The sequence below is a fragment of the Neptunomonas sp. CHC150 genome (genome assembly GCF_030397555.1).
Lineage (GTDB): Bacteria > Pseudomonadota > Gammaproteobacteria > Pseudomonadales > Balneatricaceae > Neptunomonas > Neptunomonas phycophila.
On record NZ_JAPNXU010000011.1, the window covers coordinates 232415 to 251412 of the forward strand.

Sequence of the window (18998 nt, forward strand, 5' to 3'; positions counted from 1 at the left end):
GGTTTAAGATAGCTTCATGCAAAGTACAATTAATCGTCAAAAAACTGCACTGACTGTCTCGCAGCTCAACCGTGAAGCTAAGTCATTGTTAGAATCATCCTTTTTCCAGATCCGAGTGCTTGGCGAGCTATCTAGCTTTTCCCGCCCTGCATCTGGCCATTGGTATTTCACACTCAAAGATGACCGTGCACAGGTTCGCTGCGCCATGTTTCGTAATCGCAATATGAGTGTGCGTTTTTCGCCTAAGGAAGGCGATCAAGTCATCATCACAGGTAAAGTTAGCCTGTACGAAGGCCGTGGAGACTTCCAGCTCATTGTTGATTCAATGGAATCCGACGGCGAAGGTAAACTACAGCAAGCCTTTGAGGCCTTAAAAGCCAAGTTATCTTCGGAGGGGCTTTTTAGCTCGGCTCACAAAAAAAGTATCCCCGCGCACCCAAACCATTTGGCGGTGATCACCTCTCCAACCGGTGCGGCCGTGCACGATATATTAAGCGTGTTAAAACGGCGCTTCCCTAGTTTACCCATCACTATTTATCCATCTGTAGTGCAAGGTAGTGAAGCCCCTCAACAATTAATCCAAGCACTTCAGGCTGCTATTCATCACCAAACGGCTGACTTAATTATTATTGGCCGCGGTGGAGGCTCTCTAGAAGACTTATGGCCTTTCAATGACGAAGCGCTCGCCCGTGCCATCTTCGATTGCCCTATTCCTATCATTAGTGCTGTCGGGCATGAAGTAGACTTTTCGATTTCTGATTTAGTAGCGGATCTACGCGCTCCTACCCCTTCAGCGGCTGCCGAGCTGATCAGCCCGGATCAAGATGCGCTGCGCATCCAAATAGACAGGCTCAGTGCGCGCCTCGAAAGGCAACTACGCATATCGCTCAATCAACGCCAAGATCACCTCAACGCTCTGAAAAAACGCTTGCGTCACCCTGGTGAGCGTTTAAGGGAGCAGCGCAGCCGACTCGATTTTGCCGAAAAGCGTCTCCATGCGCTGATACAAAAGCAGCTCACCAAAGCACGATACCAAACAGACATAGCGGCCCGTCAACTCGAGCGTCATCATCCAGCGCGTCAAATAGAACACATGCGTGAACGTTTAAACCGAGCTGACGAAAAACTCCGTCGAGCTATGGTTAACCAAACGGATCGTCAGCGCTATCAACTGGGAAATTTACTCACCCGGCTAAATGCGGTAAACCCTTTAGCTACTTTGGAGCGTGGCTATGCCATTGTGCAAGCGGTAGACGTCGACAAGCGTTCACCCTCCGGTGTAGCGAACGGGCCAGTCATCACCCATGCTAATGACGTTAAAATTGGCGATCAAGTGATTAACCGTTTACGCCATGGCAACCTTATTTGCCGTGTTGAAACAATTAACTCTCAAGAATCGATAAATAGTGATGAAGCAATAACAACTTCACACAATCTGAATTCACCTGCAAACACAGTACGCAACGATAAGGAACCATCATGATCACCCTGCTTTCAGGATTACGTTTTTCAGTCAAAGTTTGGATGCTAAGTGCTGCCGCTCTTATTGCTACGGCTTCAGCAGCCAGTTTGCCTGAAGAGTCACGCACCCCAGGTGGAATTGCGATTATTCCACTAGAAGGCACCGACATGAATAAACGACCGAATGCCTGGTACCGAAGCCACCGGGTGATGGTTACACCAACCCAAGGCACGTATTTGCAGAACAAAGCGCCTTGGGCGGCCGTCATAGGGCTACCACTCAACATAAAACCAGCTGACTCCCAACACATGGTAGCAAACGGCAAAGACTATTATTTTTCAGTGGAGCCTAAAGAATACAAAGCACAATATCTGACGATTAAGAACAAAAAGCACGTTAATCCAGACCCAGCTCAAGTGGAACGCTGGAAGGTAGAAAAAGCGGAAATGACAGCCGCATTTACAGCATGGCGTGACGCTAACCCCATTACCGAATTTATTTTGCCTGCTAAAGGCCGGTTTAGTAGCCCCTTTGGTTTGAAGCGTTTTTACAACAATCAAGCCCGCAACCCACATAGCGGTTTAGATATTGCTGCGCCTCAGGGCGACCCAATTTGGGCACCGGCGCCTGGAGTAGTTACGGCGGTCGGGAACTATTTTTTTAATGGCAATACCGTTATTTTAGATCACGGAAACGGCCTCACGACTATGTATTGCCACATGAGCAAAATCAACGTCAAGGTCGGCGATAAGGTTAATACGCTCGACAACCTTGGCTTGATCGGTAAAACAGGGCGGGTTACGGGTCCGCACTTGCATTGGAGTGTTAGCTTAAACAATACACGTGTCGATCCTTTACTCTTCGTCAAGGAGCATTAAGCCATATCCTGTGGTACGATTTCCCGCTCATTTACTAGTGTTAAGAGTTAATTAATGTCTGAATTAAAGTTTGAAACAATGGAGCAGCACGCCAGCTATGGCATTGGTCGCCAAATGGGCGATCAGCTCGCTCAAAACGGTTTTGAAGGTATCGATCTTAATGCCGTTGCTGCTGGTATTAAAGATGCTTACAACGGCGAAGCATTGGCAGTTGAAGTGGCTGATATCCAAGCCGCGTTTGATGAGCTAAATAAACGCATTCAAGCGGAACGTGAAGCACAAGCCAAAGAAGCGAGCGCAGCCGGCGCCGCATTCCTAGCTGACAACGCTAAGCGTGAAGGCGTTACTGTTACCGAGTCAGGTTTACAATACGAAGTGGTAGAAGCTGGCGATGCGACATCAGCAAAACCAACAGCCGATTCTAAAGTACGTGTGCATTACCACGGCACCTTTACCGATGGCAAAATTTTCGATAGTTCTGTTGATCGCGGCCAACCTGCTGAGTTCCCAGTAGGCGGTGTTATTGCAGGCTGGACAGAAGCACTTCAATTGATGAATGTAGGTGCTAAGTGGCGCTTAACCATTCCTTTTGATTTAGCTTATGGCGCTCAAGGCTCACCAGGTGGCATTCCTCCATACGCTACTTTGGTTTTTGATGTTGAGTTACTCGACATTCTGTAAGCCGTGCCACGACCTAACCTAGGCGTTAAAAATCTGGGTTAGGTTCTTCCAATCAGTTCTGCAATCTATCTCGCGCTTATCTTAGCCTCTCAACCTTGCTCGCCATGAAGGATTTTATCGATGAAACTACACTATCAAACTCTCGGTAACGGCCAACCACTCATTATCTTGCATGGCTTATTTGGGACGTTAGAAAATTGGGGGAGCCAGATCAAGACGCTTAGTGAATCGTTTAACGTTATTGCTGTGGATCTTCGTAACCATGGTCGTAGCCCTCACAGTGATGAGATGAACTACTCCGTCATGGCAGACGATGTTATTGAGCTAATGGATGATCTTGGCTTAAAGACTGCTAAATTGATGGGCCACTCAATGGGCGGTAAAGTTGCTATGCAAATGGCATTAAACCACGCTGAACGCATTCAGCAGCTAATCATTGTTGATATCGCACCTGTACATTACGAACGCCATCATGATGATGTGCTTAAAGGTTTAAACACCCTAGACTTGCCTAACATAAAATCTCGTTCAGATGCCGACGCCTCATTAGCTCACTTTATTAGTGATATAGGTGTTCGCGCTTTCTTACTAAAGAATCTATACCGAAATAGTGAGAAACAGTTTGCTTGGCGTATGAACCTACCCGTGTTAACTCAACAGTATGATGAAATAAGCAAAGCCCCTACAGCATTAGCTGGCGCCCAGTTTACAAAGGACACGCTATTCATCAAAGGGGCTAATTCAGACTACCTCATTGCCGAGTACCAAGCGGCTATTATGGGCTTTTTTCCAAAGGCGAGTTTCAAAATCATCCAAGGAGCAGGCCACTGGCCTCATGCAGAAAAAGCCGTGGCATTTTCGCGGATGGTAATGAGCTTTTTAAGTAAGGAATAAATCAAGCATGGTACTCAGACCGACTTGTCGATTACGGAACCTTCGGGGAACAATTTAGAAAAAGCGCCCGTTTCTACTAACACTGAGTTCATTCGTCGCATCGCCATATTTATGTCGTTGAGGCGCTCGTTAAAAGCTTGGAACTGCTCAGCAACACTGGTTTGCACTTCGTTTTGTTGTTGCTGAGCTTCGTTTAGTGCATCAGCCATGTCTTCATCTTGCTGTGCTTTTTCTTGCTCCACTTCTGAAACAGCTTCATCGTCTGGCTCTTTTGCAGCTTCAGTCCCTTGTTCGTTAGATTCTATTCGGAGTATCTCAGCACGCGCTTCTGCCGCCATGGCCCTTGCGTCTGCTGCCACTTGTCGATCAGCCGTAGATGGCTCAGCTACTGACAGTGCCGCACGCATAATAACCTCGGCTTTTTCTAATGTTGCTTGCGGATCATCAGCCACGGGGGAAGTATCGATCCGCACTTCACCTTCAACCGCATATTGTTGCCCATCTGGACCTCGTTCGTAGCTATACGAAGGGGATGATGCATGCTTCCCCCCAATCGATGCATGTATTTGCTCATGCGTTCGGACTTCGCGATCACGCTCTGCAAGTGCTTTTATCTCGGCTTCGATTTGCAGGTCCGCCTCGGTACTTTCATTAGTGACCGCAGCGCTACCTTGAACTTGGTTAACGGATTCCGCACCAGAAGCGGCAGTTGAAGAGTCACTCGCTCCCGATTCAGGAACACCTGAAATGGAATGAGGAGTTACAGGTTTGCCCAACGCCTCGTTTTTCTGGCTGCTGAGCGAATTCGACACCGAATCAGCGTCTGGGCGCTTTGTCGCCGAAGCGGATAAGGTGATGGAAGACGACACCTGTGTGATCATCATAATGCCACCCGCTGAACCGTTTTTATGACACTTAGGCGGTTACGCGCGCACATCGATATTGGTACCCAAAACTTCAGAAGCATCAGTTACCACCTTGGTGGTTGCCGCTTCTGTAGTTGGGGTCACTGTGGTTTGTTGAACAGCATTATCAACATCACGCCCGGATGCCATTTCTGCAACGGCCACTTGACCTGTACCTTGTTGATCACCCGAGGCTTTAAGGTTGTTATCGAGATTACGATTTAAGCCGATCAGACCCGTTTGTAGAGCATTTGAGATATTCATCTGCCGCTCCTTGCTACTATTTAGAAGTTATCAATGTTAGAAATCATCAATGCGCTTTAAAGACTAACTCTAAACACGCCTACCAAAATAAGTGTAGGCAACATACGCCAGTTTACTAGCCGATGAACATGCAATCTTTTCAAGTTCTGATCAATAAACATCCAACTTATAGCATTAACTCATCAGTCTAGCAGCGCTTTGATATCTAAATGCTCAGCCACGCCTTCTGGAGTTACATCACTCAAATGAGGAACCACACCTAATAAAGGAGCATTAAATTTAGCCGTTAATGTTGCTAGGTTTTCATCAAAGCAGCTCATATGTGGGTCAATCGTATTAGCAACCCACCCCACCAGTTGGCAACCATCCCGCACAATGGCCTCTGCCGTTAAGAGTGCATGATTAATACACCCAAGCTTCATGCCTACGACTAAAATGACTGGCATATTTAATAACCGAGGTATATCGGCAAACGTTTCGCGCGCATTCAGTGGGACTCGCCAACCACCAGCACCTTCTATGAGTAAAAAATCACACGGATGCATCATAGAACCGCGGCACATGGCCGCTATCCGATCTGCACTGAGCTTTCGCCCTGCTTGTTCGGCTGCTATATGCGGGGCTATAGGCGGCTCGAAAGCGAAAGGATTTATTTCTGGATAACTTAATACCTGAGTCGCCGCCGCTTGTAATTTGAGTGCGTCATCATTAGCTAAGCCTTGTTCTGTATCTTCACATCCCGCCGATACGGGCTTAAGACCTATCGTGCGTAAGCCTTGTTGATTCGCTTTAACTAATAGCCCCGTGGATACACAGGTTTTACCGGCATCTGTATCGGTTCCTGTCACAAAAAAATGTCGTTTTGCCATCACGGCTTCCTTAAGGTTAGATAATAAACTTCATAGGTTGCCGGTAAAAAACCGTGCTCATTACGCTGCTGTTCGTACGCATGCTTAAACGCTTTAAGCCGCTGAGGAGCCGTTAAGCCTTTAGATTGCCCGGCATTCATATTGTGCGCTCCCAATGCTTTGAGCTCATGCGTTAACTGCTTTAGCTCCGCATACTGAAGCACTGTGTTCGCTACCTTTACTTCACAGGTAAGCGAGGATGCTGCAGCCATTGCATTAATCAATTCCGGAAGATCCGTAAACTGGTTGACGTGGGTAAATGAATCAACACAGGCCCATGCTTCACGCAACTCATACAGTGTATGAGGCCCAAGCGTTGCGATGTGCGCTTCCCCACCCGACACTAAAACGCGTTCTATTTCCTGAAACAGCGCTGGGTAATTTTGACACCACTGAATGGCTAAGCTGGAAAACAAATAATGAACTGCATCACTGGCAAGTGGCAATTGTTCCGCATCACCACATACCCAATTAACCGGCGCGAGCGCACGCATATTGCGGGCGTGGGTTAGCATTCCATGAGCTAAATCAACGGCAGTAACAGCGCCCAATTTAACCGGAGCAGCGCATCTATTGACTAAGTATTCGGTAAAATACCCTGTACCACAGCCTAAATCGCACACGTTCGCGCCCGCCGGAAAGACAGCTGGCAATTGCGTTAACAATTGATGACCTATATCACGCTGCAAAGCCGCTACGCTGTCATAGGTGCTAGCGGCCTTACTAAACGATTCAGCAATACGCTGCTTGTTGATAACTTGCGACTGATTATCCATTACAACACACTCTTACACAGGCATTGAGCCGCAAACTGCCAAACATACTGCACAAACTGGTCAGGATTACTCAAAAATGGCAGATGAGCTGACTGATCAACCGTCCGTATTTGATGATGAGGATAGCTTTCTGCCAAAGCTTCCCTTAACGCGATAGGAACCAACGTATCTTCTGTACCTAACACATGCAAAATAGGCTGCTGAAGTTGATGTAAAACTGGGCGGTTGTCGCAGGTCAGTAACCTTAAGGTTTCACTCAGTTGCGCTGGTGCCGCTTCCGATAACAACTTTTTGATCCTCGTTAGCAGGACGCGTGCATTGGGGTCACCTTTAACTTGCAATAACGCAAAGCGCTGCAACACTTTATCTGGATTTTCTTGGAGTGCCTCGGAAAATGACTGATAAGTCGATTCTGGCATAGCCGTCGGCCAGTCTGGTCGTTCTACAAAACAAGGATTCGAGGCCACTAATATCGCCCCCGTAATATTCTCTGGGTAATCAGCAGCTAGCTGTACTGCCACATTACCTCCTAACGACCAGCCCACAATCATGGCTTTATCAGTCAAAACGGGGGTTAAAGCTTCAAAAAGTTGGCGCGACAAACCAGCCAACGTCAAACCATTTGATGCGAGGGCGGGTTCAGATTGTCCAAGCCCGGGTAAATCAGGTATGACCACCCGAAAGTGCTCACTCAGCTGACTCACGATAGGGTCGAAGATTTCCCCCGTCATTCCCCAACCGTGAAGTAAAACTAACAGTGGATGCTGCACATCACCTGCCACTCTGATATGAACACCGCCCTCTACAAGCACCTTCATACAGCAACCTCTGATAACGCCTCAAGTAACTGCGTAACCTGTGCCTCAGTGTGCGCCGCCGTTAACGTCACCCGTAACCGTGCTCCTCCTTGTGGAACCGTCGGGGGCCGAATTGCCGTTAACCAAATCTCTTTTGCTTTCAACGCGGCGCTAACCTGTAGCGCTTTTTCTGAATCGCCTATCAGGATCGGCTGGATTGGCGTTGGGGAATCCATTAGCTCTAAGCCAAGTTGCTGGCAACCTTTACGAAACTGATCAATTAATAACGCAAGATGCTCTCGCCGCCATTGTTCTTTGATAACTAACTGCAAACTGACCCGCGTTGCAGCCGCTACTGCAGGTGGCATACTGGTGGTGTAGATATAACTACGGGCGTGTTGAATTAATGTTTCTATAAGCGCCTCATCGCCTGCGACAAAAGCGCCATAAGTACCAAAAGCTTTGCCGAGTGTTCCCATTAATACTGGAAGATGGTCAGTATCCAATCCAAAGTGCTCAGCACACCCTCCTCCGGTTGGGCCTAATGTTCCAAATCCATGCGCATCATCAACCATCACCCACGCTTTAGCTGCTTTAGCCGTTTCACATATCGCGGGTAAATCCGCCACATCGCCATCCATGCTAAATACGCCATCGGTGACAACTAGGGTACGACGTGCCGTTTCGCAGCGGCTTAAGCGCTGCTTTAAGCTGCCAATATCATTATGTAAATACCGCTGAAAGCGGGCGCCACATAACAAACCGGCATCCAGTAGCGAGGCATGATTAAGCCGATCATGAAGAACAGCATCTTGCTTATCTAATAACGCATTGATCACACCAATATTGGCCATATAGCCGTTCGAAAAGAGCAAGGCACGTTTTCGCCCAGTAAAAGCAGCCAACTCTTCTTCCAGCGCATGATGATGCACGCTATGCCCACTCACTAAATGCGATGATCCGCCACCCACTCCATATTCATTGGCTGCTTGCTGGAACGCTCGGATTAACTCAGGATGATTCGCTAAGCCAAGATAATCATTAGAACTAAAGGCTAAATAGGATTGGCCATCAATAACCGCTTCTGGTTGCTGAGGGCTTTGTAGCAATGCGCGCTGGCGATACAGAGCATCGCTACGACGCTGATCAAGTGAGGCTTGTAACTGATCGAATGACATCGAACATAACCTAAAAAGAAACCGACAGGGGTATTAGCTATCCAACGGCACAGCAAACACCCCCGTGGCTGTAGATGATGGCATTAAGCTTCGTAGAAATGCGAGCTGTCTTGCTGTTTTTGTAACGTATTGATAATCGCTGCTTCTTGCGCTTGATCATCTTCTTCTATCCGCTGCTCAGGATTAATGCCCAAGCGTTTGAACAGTTGCAAATCACGGTGTGTTTCTGGATTCGGTGTCGTTAATAAGCACTCGCCGTAGAAAATAGAATTAGCACCGGCAAAAAAGGCCATCGACTGCATTTCATCAGACATTTTCTCCCGACCTGCGGACAAACGCACATGGGAAGCTGGCATCATAATTCGCGCTACAGCGATTGTGCGGATAAAATCCAGCGGGTCCAAGTCATCCACATTCTCTAGCGGAGTACCTTTCACTTTCACTAACATATTGATAGGAACAGACTCTGGCTGAACATCCATATTCGCTAGCTGGCGCAATAAACCTATACGGTCGGTCGCGGTCTCGCCCATTCCCAGAATACCGCCGCTGCAGATTTTCATACCCGAATTACGTACATTACTTAAGGTATCAAGGCGGTCTTGAAATGAACGAGTGGTGATGATTTTGTCGTAAAATTCAGGAGAGGTATCAAGGTTGTGGTTGTAATAATCTAGACCCGCATCAGCTAATTGCTCAGCCTTATCTTCGGTCAGCATTCCCAACGTCATGCAGGTTTCTAAACCTAATGCCTTGACTTGCTTAACCATCTCAACCACATAAGGCATATCTTTGTCTGCAGGGTGCTTCCAGGCTGCTCCCATACAAAAACGGGTGGAGCCTGACGCTTTCGCTTGCTTGGCTTTCTCGATGACTTTTTCAACTTGAAGCAAACGCTCTTTTTCTAAACCCGTATTGTAATGTCCACTTTGTGGGCAATATTTACAATCTTCAGGGCAAGCACCAGTCTTGATAGAGAGCAATGTGCTCACTTGCACTTCATTGGGGTTAAAGTGCTGACGATGAACAGTCTGTGCTTGAAATAATAGATCATTAAACGGCTGATCAAACAGGGCTTGAACCTCTGCGACTGTCCAGTCATTACGAATTGGTGCGGCGTTGTTCATTGTCTTGCTCCGTTGGTGTTCAGCTTGGCTTGAGCACTATAGAAAACCTTAGGCTGATTAAAATGCTGCTAAGCCAAGCACACTCTATTTTAAGTCGTGCATATATAGACCCATCATAATTCGACAGAAGGAACTGTCAACCAATGTTATCTATATTTAAAAACATCTGTATAAAAAACAAACAAAAATGTCTGCTATGCTCCTTGCCCCACTCTGAAGATAGCGAGCTGTGTAGGCCATGCCTAGAGGACCTACCTTGGGCAAACCTTACTTGCTTCCAATGTGGTTTGCCATTGAATGCACAGCGCTCAGGGTATTTATGTGGGCAATGTTTGCAGCACCCTCCTCCCTATACAAATACGACAGCAGCCTTTTTATATTTATTTCCCATCAATACGTTACTACCTCGCTTAAAAAGCAGTCGAGGCTTGCATCATCACCACTGGATGACCGACTGCCTCATCCGACAAATTAACAATCGACATCAAGCATTACCGGAGATTTTGATCCCTGTCCCTATTCATATTACGAGACGCGTTACACGAGGTTTTAATCAATCAGAATGGATATGCCGGCACTTGAGTCAATCTCTACACATCCCGACAGACTATGTATCACTTACCAAAGTAAAAGCCTCACAAGCGCAGGCACAGCTAGACAGCTTTAACCGACGCCGTAACCTGAAAGCGCATTTCCGGTATCAAGGCCCTGCTTATTCCCATGTGGCCGTGATAGATGATGTAATGACGACAGGTACTACAGCGGCCGCCATTGCCAAGACTCTCCTTTTAGCAGGAGTACAGCAAGTCGATATCTGGGTTTTAGCTCGCACACCTGAGCCTGACTTTCTCGATTAAAGAATATGATAGGCGGACCTATTAGAAGATCCAGGAAGCCTTTAAAAACAGACGGATATAACAACACTCCTTTGCGTATAATGGCTGCCAGCAAAGCAGCCGCACTGCTACAATGCCCCGACATAAGAACCTATAAAGGATGAGTCATGATTACGGATCCGTTTTTTTATGCGGTTGCTATTCCAGCGGTACTAATTACGGCAATATCAAAAGGCGGATTTGGCGGAGGCCTTGGGCTAATAGCGGTCCCTATGATGGCCTTAGTTATCGCACCTCAACAAGCAGCAGCCATACAACTTCCCATACTGTGTTTAATGGATATCGTAGGTATTTGGAAATTTAAAGGCTCGGTTAATAGAAGTCTTCTATTACAACTACTACCCGCCGCCGGTATTGGTATTGTGTTGGGAGCACTTACCTTCAAGTATCTAACAGCAGATCATATACGCATTATTGTAGGCGGCATCTCTCTACTATTTGCACTGAATTTTTGGTTTAAGCCCCAAAACCGCCCAGCTAAAAAACCAAACAAAGTTGCCGGTTCGTTATGGGGGGCGTTAGCAGGCTTTACCAGTTTTGGTATCCATGCCGGTGGTGCGCCACTGAATGCCTATTTACTACCTTTACGCTTACCTCGCGCTGAGTATGCTGGCACAACTATTATCTTTTTTACGGCCATCAATTTTACTAAGCTTGTGCCGTATACCATGCTCGGGCAATTTACTGCTGAAACGTTAAAGACATCTTTAGCGTTAGCCGTGCTTGCTCCCATTGGTGTGTTAATGGGCGTGGCTATCCACAAACGAATTGACGACGTATGGTTCTACAAGGTTTGCTATAGTTTTCTGCTCTTAATGGGTATCAAACTTCTTTATGACGCGTTTACTTAAGGCCAGTGATGAATATTCAACCGATTGCCTTCGTACAGTCTGGATTTAAAGAAAAGTTCGGCATCCCTCGCCAGCCAGGACTGGTTAACACTATGCAGTCACGTATTGTGCTGGAAGCCGCCTATTCGTCACCTGACGCTGTACGCGGACTCGAAGGCTGCAGTCATGTATGGTTGGTTTTTATATTCAGTGAATGCGTAGATAAAGGCTGGAAACCAACCGTACGCCCGCCTCGATTAGGCGGCAATGAACGCCGAGGAGTTTTTGCAACGCGCTCCCCTTTTCGCCCAAACCCTATTGGTTTATCAGCAGTCACGCTCGATAGCATTGAAATAACCGGTCAGCAGGTTAGCCTCCTTGTCAGTGGTGCTGACTTAATGGACGGCACTCCCATTGTTGATATAAAGCCCTATGTCCCTTATTCCGATTGTTTGCCAGAAGCGCACTTTGCACTGGCTGAAAATTATCAGCCACTCTCTTTAGCAGTCAGTTTTTCGCCCGAAGCACAACAACAGCTGAATGAGATAGAGCGTACTCAAGCACTCCCTCTGAAAGCACAAATCACTGAAATTTTACGATGCGATCCTCGCCCAGCCTATCAGCGAGATCCAAACCGTTGTTACGGGATACGATTACATGATTACAATATCCGCTGGTCTATCGATGACATAACGGGAATCTATGTACATACCATCGACCACTGCGCATAAACTAAAACGCACTATTTACGTTACGCCACACGAAATACCTGAGGACATCGAATGAGCAGTTTTGTAAAAGATACGATCACCGACGAGCAAATCCGTTACGATCAAGAACATATCTGGCACCCCTACTCGTCGATGATTAGCCCGCCGCCAGCCTACCCCGTTGTATCAGCTAAAGGCGTTCGCTTAACGCTATCGGACGGCCGCGAACTGATAGACGGCATGGCTTCGTGGTGGTCAGTTATTCACGGTTACCAGCATCCCGAACTTAATGCCGCGGCTCATGAACAAATCGATACTATGGCGCACGTCATGTTTGGTGGCTTAACACACGAACCTGCCATTGAGCTATGCCGCACCTTAGTTGAAATGACTGCCGAGCCTCTACAGAAGGTATTTTTAGCGGACTCGGGATCTGTAGCTGTGGAAGTTGCTATCAAGATGGCAATCCAATACTGGCACGCTGCAGGAAAGCCTCAGAAAAGCAAATTAATCACAATACGTAACGGTTATCATGGAGACACCTTTGGCGCGATGGCCGTTTGTGATCCCGTGAACGGTATGCACGAAATTTTTACCCAAACCTTACCACAGCATTATTTCGCCGACCGTCCAGAAATTGGCTTTTCGGAGCCTTGGAATAATCAGGACATCCTATCCTTACAGGCGCTCATCGAAACACACCATGACCACATAGCAGCACTTATACTAGAACCCATCGTGCAAGGCGCAGGCGGGATGCGCTTCTACTCCCCTGAATATCTTAAGCGAGCACGCACACTATGTGATCAATACGGACTCTTGTTAATCGCCGATGAGATTGCTACCGGTTTTGGTCGCACAGGTGAGCTCTTTGCCTGCGACCATGCGGGGATCACACCGGATATTCTTTGTTTAGGTAAAGCTATTACAGGCGGCTACATGACACTAGCGGCCACCCTTACCACATCAGCCATTGCAGAAATGATCTCTTCTGGCGGAGCTGGCTGCTTTATGCATGGCCCCACCTTTATGGGTAACCCTCTCGCCTGCTCCATTGCCAATAAAAGTCTTGAATTACTGCTAAACAGTGACTGGAAGTCCAATATTAAGCGCATAGAGACGCAATTAACTCAAAATTTAGCACCGGCAAAATCGATAAAAGGTGTGTCTGATGTTCGTTGTTTAGGCGCAATAGGTGTCATCGAGCTAACTGAACCCGTTAATGCCCAGCGGATTCAAAAAATGCTGGTAGATGAAGGGATCTGGGTACGCCCGTTTGGTAAGCTCGTGTATATAATGCCGCCTTATGTGATAGATAATGATTCACTCGATGCACTGACGCTTGGGCTTGTTCGAGTGGTTAAGCAGTACTTAGATCAATACGAGACTGATTAGAATAGGCTAGTCTTTAAGACACCGCATCCGAACCAAAACTGGATGTCGTGATCAACTGACTACTGTAATTGATTGTCGATTTTGCTTAAAAGGAGTTCACTATGGCGCGTATAAAACTTGAAATGCCAGAACACTTTATTTTTTCAACGGTGCTTCCCATTCGCATCAGTGACATTAACTATGGCGGCCATTTAGGTAACGACGCTGTCTTATCGATGATTCATGAAGCGCGCGTTCGCTTTCTGAACAACTATCACTATACCGAGCAAAACATCGACGGACGCGGGCTAATAATGACAGACTCAGCCATCGTTTATCGCTCTGAAGGCTTTTATGGTGATCTTATACAGATAGATGTAGCAGTAGGTGATTTTAATAAATACGGCTGCGATATTTTTTATTTGTTGTCCAATAAGAAAACTGCTGAAGAGCTGGCTATTGCCAAAACCGGCGTCGTATTTTTTGATTACGAAGCCAGAAAAGTAGTCCCCATGCCTGATGGCTTTAGAGCCTCCATGCAAAAAGATACCTAATAAGCGTTCATACAATGTAGTTTTTCGAAGGAAGGCAGCCAGTGCTCAAGCAGCCAAAAACTGTAACTATCGACTGTTAATCACTGGCTCCGCAGCTACTCATCGTAGTCGGTATAGGTACCCGGCGCTAAATTTTCAAAACGGGAATACTTACCAATGAAGGCTAGCTTTGACGTACCAATGGGGCCGTTACGCTGCTTACCAATAATAATTTCTGCTATACCTTTATCCTCTGAGTCTTCGTTATAAACTTCATCTCGATAGATAAACATAATAACGTCGGCATCCTGCTCTATCGCACCGGACTCCCGCAAGTCTGAGTTAACCGGGCGCTTATTAGGCCGGTTCTCCAAACTACGGTTAAGCTGCGAAAGCGCAACTACAGGGCATTCCATCTCTTTAGCTAGTGCTTTTAATGATCGTGAAATTTCAGAAATCTCTTCTGCTCGACTCGCATTTGCCTTACCCGTTTTAATTTGCATCAATTGCAGGTAATCGATCATGATCATGGAAACGGCCCCATGTTCACGCACTATACGCCTTACTCGAGTCCGCATTTCATTCGGGCTGATACCCGAAGTATCATCAATGAACAACGGCTTATCACGCAGCATGTTGACGGCCGTGGTTAACTTTGGCCAATCATCTTCATCTAGCTGACCTGTTCGGATCTTTGTTTGGTCAATACGACCCATAGATGACAACATACGTGTAATCAATTGATCGGCCGGCATTTCCAAACTGAATACCACGACCGGTTTATTAGTGCCCATCAAGGCATTTTCAACCAAGTTCATAGCAAAAGTCGTCTTACCCATGGATGGACGAGCGGCCACTATAATAAGATCCGAAGGCTGAAGCCCCGCCGTTCTGTCGTTTAGATTATCAAAACCGGTTGTTACACCGGTAAGCTCATCACTGTTGTTAAATAAGAAGTCGATGCGATCCACCGCTTTTTTAAGCAATGGATTGATGGGCTCAGGGCCACCTTGATTGGGCCGGCTTTCTGCAATCTGAAAGATCTTTTGTTCCGCATCGTTTAAGATTTCTTCCGAGGCTCGCCCCTCTGTAAAAAAAGCACTGTCGGAAATTTCTTGCGAAACACTAATCATTTGGCGAAGCAATGCGCGGTCACGCACAATTTCAGAGTACGCACGGATGTTAGAAGCACTAGGCGTATTTTTAGCCAAATCAACGAGGTAATCTAAGCCGCCCGCTTTATCTAGCTCGCCGGTTCGATCCAGCTCTTCAGATAGCGTAACCACATCGATCGGCTGTTGATTGTTAACCAGCTTTTGCATGACCCGAAAGATCATTCGATGATCATGGCGATAGAAATGATCTTCCATCAAAATTTCGGATGCTGTATCCCACGTATTGTTATCCAGCATCAAACCACCCAGGACTGATTGCTCTGCCTCTATTGAGTGAGGCGCTATCTTTATCTGCGCTACCTCATCATCTTGCATATCAGCGTAATCCATGGTGATACCAACCTCTTCAACTCAATTTATGACCGATACTACTCACACAGCTGTTACACGTTGTACGAGCAACACGCAACGGCTCGATACCATCCGCTAACTATGCGATTAACACTGTACAAACTGTACACCAGATAACCAAATACCCAGAATAAAATCATGGGCTGTAAACGCAAAAAAGCACGGCGTAGTTTTCTACGGCGTGCTTTTTAGTACTGAAACGTTACTCAGAAATTAGCTTTCTGAAACAACAGTCACAGTGATAGTCGTTGTAACTTCAGCGTGTAACTGAAGAGCAACTTCGAATTCGCCAGTATGACGCAAAGCGCCTTCTGGTAAACGAACTTCGCTTTTAGCAACGTCTTGCCCCGCAGCAACGATAGCGTCAGCAATATCGCGAGTACCGATAGAACCGAACAACTTACCTTCGTCACCCGCTTTAGAAGCGATAGTAACGTTGAAGCCATTCAGTGCTTCAGCACGTGCTTGAGCAGCTGTTAGTGCTTCAGCAGCCGCTTTTTCTAATTCAGCACGACGTGCTTCGAATTTAGTGACGTTATCAGCTGTTGCTGGAACAGCTTTACCTGTTGGGATCAGATAGTTACGACCAAAACCAGCTTTCACAGACACTTGATCGCCTAATGAACCCAGTTTACCAATTTTCTCGAGCAGGATAACTTCCATCTCGTAAACCTCTTTGGGTCTGCAGCTCAACTGCAGTAATAAATCTTGGCTAATAAACAGAGTTATAAAGTCTGCTTACTAACCCCGTATTCACTCATCAGCCTGTCGGAACAGGCACTTTACACTTACAGGTGGCTGTCAGTGTAAGGCAGCAATGCAATAAAACGTGCACGCTTGATAGCTGTTGCCAATTGACGCTGGTAACGAGCTTTTGTACCAGTGATACGGCTTGGTACGATCTTACCAGTTTCGCTTACATAGCCTTTTAGTACTTCAAGATCTTTGTAATCAATCTCTACTACGTTTTCAGCTGTGAAACGACAAAACTTGCGACGACGGAAAAAACGAGCCATCTTTATATCTCCTATTTAAATTATTCAGCAGCTTCAGTAGCAGCAGCTTCTGGCTTCTCTTCTTCAGTTTTTTCTTCCTGACGAGGAGAATCTTCACGACGAGGCTTACGCTCTTCACGGGCTTCAGACGCTTTGATTGGAGATACTTCAGTGATCGCTTCTTTACGACGGATCATCATGTTACGCAATACAGCATCGTTGTAGCGGAACATGTTTTCTAGCTCATCCAACGTTTCTTGTGAACATTCGATGTTCATAAGAATGTAGTGTGCTTTGTGGGCGTTGTTAATAGGGTAAGCAAGTTGACGACGACCCCAGTCTTCTAGACGGTGGATTGTACCGTTAGCACCTTCGATAACGCTGGTGTAACGCTCAACCATTGCTGGTACCTGTTCACTTTGGTTCGGATGAACCATGAATACGATTTCGTAATGACGCATTTTAGCTCCTTACGGGTTGTAGCCTTCGAACCGCTAAATAATAAGGGAACGAAAGCAAGGAGGTTAATAGTATTTCTCAAAAGAGTGCGGCATTTTACAGATTCCTATAATTGTTTGCAATCAACTCTTTCACCAATCGACACCTTGTTCTACTCTTAGAGGAATCTTTGATGAAGGAGCCACATTGAATGCAATACCCCCTATTATGTGCACTTGTCGTATTCGCATTTGGCACGACCAACACGAGCGTTGCGGATACAGTCAAACACGACATAGTCTATACCTGCACTAATGCCGACGGGAGCAAATCCTTCAGCGGCCTTCCCTGCGGCCCCAACGCTAAGCGCTCAGAATATAAAGTAGCAACGCCACCGAAACCTGCTGCCGTGGAAACCCCACCGCCTCGCAGTGGTGAAATTATTAATGAGACTGGGCAACAACAGGCATCTGCCATGAACAAGGGAACGAAGCTCAACCCACAACCCCCAACTGCTCGCAAGAAGCCAAACGACGATCCATCAAAAAAGCCCTGAAAACAGGGCTTTTTAACGTAAAATCGTCGACCATTTAGTCAATAGCGATAATTTCAAAGCTGTGGGTAATATTAACTCCACCCTTTTCTAACATAATAGAGGCAGAGCAATACTCTTCAGCTGATAACTTTACCGCTCGCTCAACCATTTTTTCTTTTAAGTTACGGCCTGTAACGACAAACTTAACATGAATATCCGTAAATACAGCGGGTACGGCGTCGGAACGTTCAGCCGATATTTCAGCTACGCAGCTTTCAACATCCTGACGTGACTTTTTAAGGATACTTACCACGTCATAGCTGGTGCAGCCACCAAGACCCGCCAACAGCAATTCCATAGGGCGCGGCCCTGCTTTTTGATCACCGTCAACTGTAATATTAAAACCTGTACCCGTAGTGGCATTAAAGCGCACATCGCCATCCCACTCTACTTTTGTTGTCATTGTCACAATAACTACCTCAATCAAATAGCGCTTTTAATTTTTCACCCGGATCATCAGCTCGCATAAACGTCTCGCCGACCAGGAAGGTGTGGACATTATGCTCATGCATTAACTGCACATCTTCACGGGTAATAATGCCGCTTTCCGTCACGACTATCCGACTTTCAGGGATATCCTTTAACAGCTCAATAGTCGTGTTCAAACTCACATCAAATGTGTGCAAATCACGGTTATTGATACCAATGAGACGGTTATCAAGATGCAAAGCACGCTCTAACTCTTCGCCATTATGCACCTCTACTAACACATCCATACCCAGCTTTTTAGCAACCTGATTCAGCTCCGCCATTTGAGCATCTTCAAGAGAGGCTGCTATGAGCAAAATACAATCCGCCCCTATCGCACGTGCTTCAAAAACTTGATAGGGATCGACTATAAAATCTTTACGGATGATAGGCATTGAACAGGCAGCTCGTGCTTGCATCAAATAATCTTCATGCCCTTGAAAGAAGTCAGCATCCGTTAATACTGACAGGCAACTAGCACCACCACGCTGATATGACTTAGCGATGGCTGCAGGTTCAAAATTCTCGCGTAAAATACCTTTTGAGGGGCTGGCTTTTTTTACCTCTGCTATCACGGCGCAATGGCGACCAACAATCGAAAAGGCGATACTTTCGGTAAAGCCTCGGGGATCAAAATCTGTCCCCATTTGTTGTTTTATACGTTGTTCTAACGCACCTAAAGTAACGTTGGCACTGCGTTCTTCAACTTCTTCATACTTGCGTTTAATAATCGTTTTTAAAATCGTTGGAACTTCAGACATAG

General features: G+C 46.5%; 23 protein-coding genes. 10 read left to right on the forward strand and 13 right to left on the reverse strand.

All coding sequences use genetic code 11. The annotated features are described in order from the left end of the window. Nucleotides 1-16: 16 nt before the first annotated feature. The 4 genes from xseA (at nucleotide 17) to OW491_RS15055 (ending at nucleotide 3915) form a co-directional block, all read left to right on the forward strand. Nucleotides 17-1483, forward strand: a complete 1467-nt coding sequence (gene xseA / locus OW491_RS15040) for an exodeoxyribonuclease VII large subunit (protein WP_290036728.1) — start codon at nucleotides 17-19, stop codon at nucleotides 1481-1483. Beyond that, nucleotides 1480-2340, forward strand: a complete 861-nt coding sequence (locus tag OW491_RS15045; RefSeq protein WP_075171425.1) for a peptidoglycan DD-metalloendopeptidase family protein — start codon at nucleotides 1480-1482, stop codon at nucleotides 2338-2340. The genes xseA and OW491_RS15045 overlap by 4 nt, the downstream gene beginning before the upstream one ends. A gap of 54 nt (nucleotides 2341-2394) precedes the next feature. Beyond that, on the forward strand, nucleotides 2395-3021 hold the full coding sequence (locus tag OW491_RS15050; RefSeq protein WP_075171424.1) for an FKBP-type peptidyl-prolyl cis-trans isomerase: 627 nt from the start codon (nucleotides 2395-2397) through the stop codon (nucleotides 3019-3021). 120 nt (nucleotides 3022-3141) lie between these two features. Beyond that, complete coding sequence (locus OW491_RS15055) at nucleotides 3142-3915, forward strand: alpha/beta fold hydrolase (RefSeq protein WP_277252417.1); 774 nt, start codon at nucleotides 3142-3144, stop codon at nucleotides 3913-3915. A 14-nt stretch (nucleotides 3916-3929) separates the two neighbouring features. Here OW491_RS15055 and OW491_RS15060 read toward each other — a convergent pair whose 3' ends face one another. The 7 genes from OW491_RS15060 to bioB form a co-directional block, all read right to left on the reverse strand. Further along, the gene (locus tag OW491_RS15060; RefSeq protein ID WP_290036730.1) at nucleotides 3930-4799 is read right to left on the reverse strand and encodes a putative metalloprotease CJM1_0395 family protein; all 870 of its coding nucleotides are present in this window, start codon (nucleotides 4797-4799) and stop codon (nucleotides 3930-3932) included. 39 nt (nucleotides 4800-4838) lie between these two features. Continuing rightward, nucleotides 4839-5084, reverse strand: a complete 246-nt coding sequence (locus OW491_RS15065; RefSeq protein WP_075171421.1) for a hypothetical protein — start codon at nucleotides 5082-5084, stop codon at nucleotides 4839-4841. Between the two features lie 182 nt (nucleotides 5085-5266). Next, nucleotides 5267-5953, reverse strand: coding sequence for a dethiobiotin synthase (bioD, locus tag OW491_RS15070; protein ID WP_075178698.1), 687 nt, complete (start codon nucleotides 5951-5953; stop codon nucleotides 5267-5269). Further along, nucleotides 5953-6768, reverse strand: a complete 816-nt coding sequence (gene bioC, locus OW491_RS15075) for a malonyl-ACP O-methyltransferase BioC (RefSeq protein ID WP_178968206.1) — start codon at nucleotides 6766-6768, stop codon at nucleotides 5953-5955. Before bioC ends, bioD begins: the two co-directional genes overlap by 1 nt. Then, complete coding sequence (locus OW491_RS15080) at nucleotides 6768-7586, reverse strand: alpha/beta fold hydrolase (RefSeq protein WP_290036733.1); 819 nt, start codon at nucleotides 7584-7586, stop codon at nucleotides 6768-6770. Before OW491_RS15080 ends, bioC begins: the two co-directional genes overlap by 1 nt. Then, entirely contained in the window at nucleotides 7583-8743 is a 1161-nt protein-coding gene (gene bioF, locus OW491_RS15085) for an 8-amino-7-oxononanoate synthase (protein WP_290036735.1), read from the reverse strand. The genes OW491_RS15080 and bioF overlap by 4 nt, the downstream gene beginning before the upstream one ends. An 83-nt stretch (nucleotides 8744-8826) precedes the next feature. Beyond that, complete coding sequence (gene bioB, locus OW491_RS15090; RefSeq protein ID WP_075171417.1) at nucleotides 8827-9870, reverse strand: biotin synthase BioB; 1044 nt, start codon at nucleotides 9868-9870, stop codon at nucleotides 8827-8829. 143 nt (nucleotides 9871-10013) lie between these two features. On the opposite strand from bioB, the gene OW491_RS15095 reads away from it, so the two are divergent. The 5 genes from OW491_RS15095 to OW491_RS15115 all read left to right on the forward strand — a co-directional run bounded on the left by OW491_RS15095 (nucleotide 10014) and on the right by OW491_RS15115 (nucleotide 14234). Next, nucleotides 10014-10727 (forward strand): double zinc ribbon domain-containing protein, encoded by a 714-nt coding sequence (locus OW491_RS15095; protein ID WP_290036736.1) that lies wholly within the window; start codon nucleotides 10014-10016, stop codon nucleotides 10725-10727. Nucleotides 10728-10873: 146 nt separating this feature from the next. Beyond that, complete coding sequence (locus OW491_RS15100; RefSeq protein WP_290036737.1) at nucleotides 10874-11617, forward strand: sulfite exporter TauE/SafE family protein; 744 nt, start codon at nucleotides 10874-10876, stop codon at nucleotides 11615-11617. Between the two features lie 8 nt (nucleotides 11618-11625). Next, nucleotides 11626-12327 carry a tRNA (N6-threonylcarbamoyladenosine(37)-N6)-methyltransferase TrmO gene (gene tsaA / locus OW491_RS15105; protein ID WP_290036738.1) on the forward strand — a complete coding sequence of 234 codons (702 nt, stop codon included), beginning with the start codon at nucleotides 11626-11628 and terminating at the stop codon, nucleotides 12325-12327. A 51-nt stretch (nucleotides 12328-12378) separates the two neighbouring features. Then, the gene (bioA, locus tag OW491_RS15110; RefSeq protein ID WP_290036739.1) at nucleotides 12379-13701 is read left to right on the forward strand and encodes an adenosylmethionine--8-amino-7-oxononanoate transaminase; all 1323 of its coding nucleotides are present in this window, start codon (nucleotides 12379-12381) and stop codon (nucleotides 13699-13701) included. A 101-nt stretch (nucleotides 13702-13802) separates the two neighbouring features. Beyond that, entirely contained in the window at nucleotides 13803-14234 is a 432-nt protein-coding gene (locus OW491_RS15115; RefSeq protein ID WP_075171412.1) for a thioesterase family protein, read from the forward strand. A 95-nt stretch (nucleotides 14235-14329) separates the two neighbouring features. On the opposite strand, the gene dnaB is transcribed toward OW491_RS15115, so the two are convergent. From dnaB to rpsF, 4 genes are all read right to left on the reverse strand, one after another. Next, entirely contained in the window at nucleotides 14330-15718 is a 1389-nt protein-coding gene (gene dnaB, locus OW491_RS15120) for a replicative DNA helicase (RefSeq protein WP_075171411.1), read from the reverse strand. A gap of 234 nt (nucleotides 15719-15952) precedes the next feature. Next, on the reverse strand, nucleotides 15953-16402 hold the full coding sequence (gene rplI / locus OW491_RS15125; protein WP_075171410.1) for a 50S ribosomal protein L9: 450 nt from the start codon (nucleotides 16400-16402) through the stop codon (nucleotides 15953-15955). Nucleotides 16403-16527: 125 nt separating this feature from the next. Beyond that, complete coding sequence (gene rpsR / locus OW491_RS15130) at nucleotides 16528-16755, reverse strand: 30S ribosomal protein S18 (RefSeq protein WP_075171409.1); 228 nt, start codon at nucleotides 16753-16755, stop codon at nucleotides 16528-16530. A 20-nt stretch (nucleotides 16756-16775) separates the two neighbouring features. Further along, nucleotides 16776-17195, reverse strand: a complete 420-nt coding sequence (gene rpsF, locus OW491_RS15135) for a 30S ribosomal protein S6 (RefSeq protein WP_075171408.1) — start codon at nucleotides 17193-17195, stop codon at nucleotides 16776-16778. 188 nt (nucleotides 17196-17383) lie between these two features. On the opposite strand from rpsF, the gene OW491_RS15140 reads away from it, so the two are divergent. After that, nucleotides 17384-17728, forward strand: coding sequence for a DUF4124 domain-containing protein (locus OW491_RS15140; protein ID WP_075171407.1), 345 nt, complete (start codon nucleotides 17384-17386; stop codon nucleotides 17726-17728). A gap of 34 nt (nucleotides 17729-17762) precedes the next feature. On the opposite strand, the gene OW491_RS15145 is transcribed toward OW491_RS15140, so the two are convergent. Both OW491_RS15145 and trpC read right to left on the reverse strand, forming a co-directional pair. Continuing rightward, nucleotides 17763-18170, reverse strand: a complete 408-nt coding sequence (locus tag OW491_RS15145) for an OsmC family protein (RefSeq protein WP_075173409.1) — start codon at nucleotides 18168-18170, stop codon at nucleotides 17763-17765. A gap of 16 nt (nucleotides 18171-18186) precedes the next feature. Further along, the gene (gene trpC, locus OW491_RS15150; RefSeq protein WP_075178692.1) at nucleotides 18187-18996 is read right to left on the reverse strand and encodes an indole-3-glycerol phosphate synthase TrpC; all 810 of its coding nucleotides are present in this window, start codon (nucleotides 18994-18996) and stop codon (nucleotides 18187-18189) included. Nucleotides 18997-18998 lie beyond the last annotated feature (2 nt).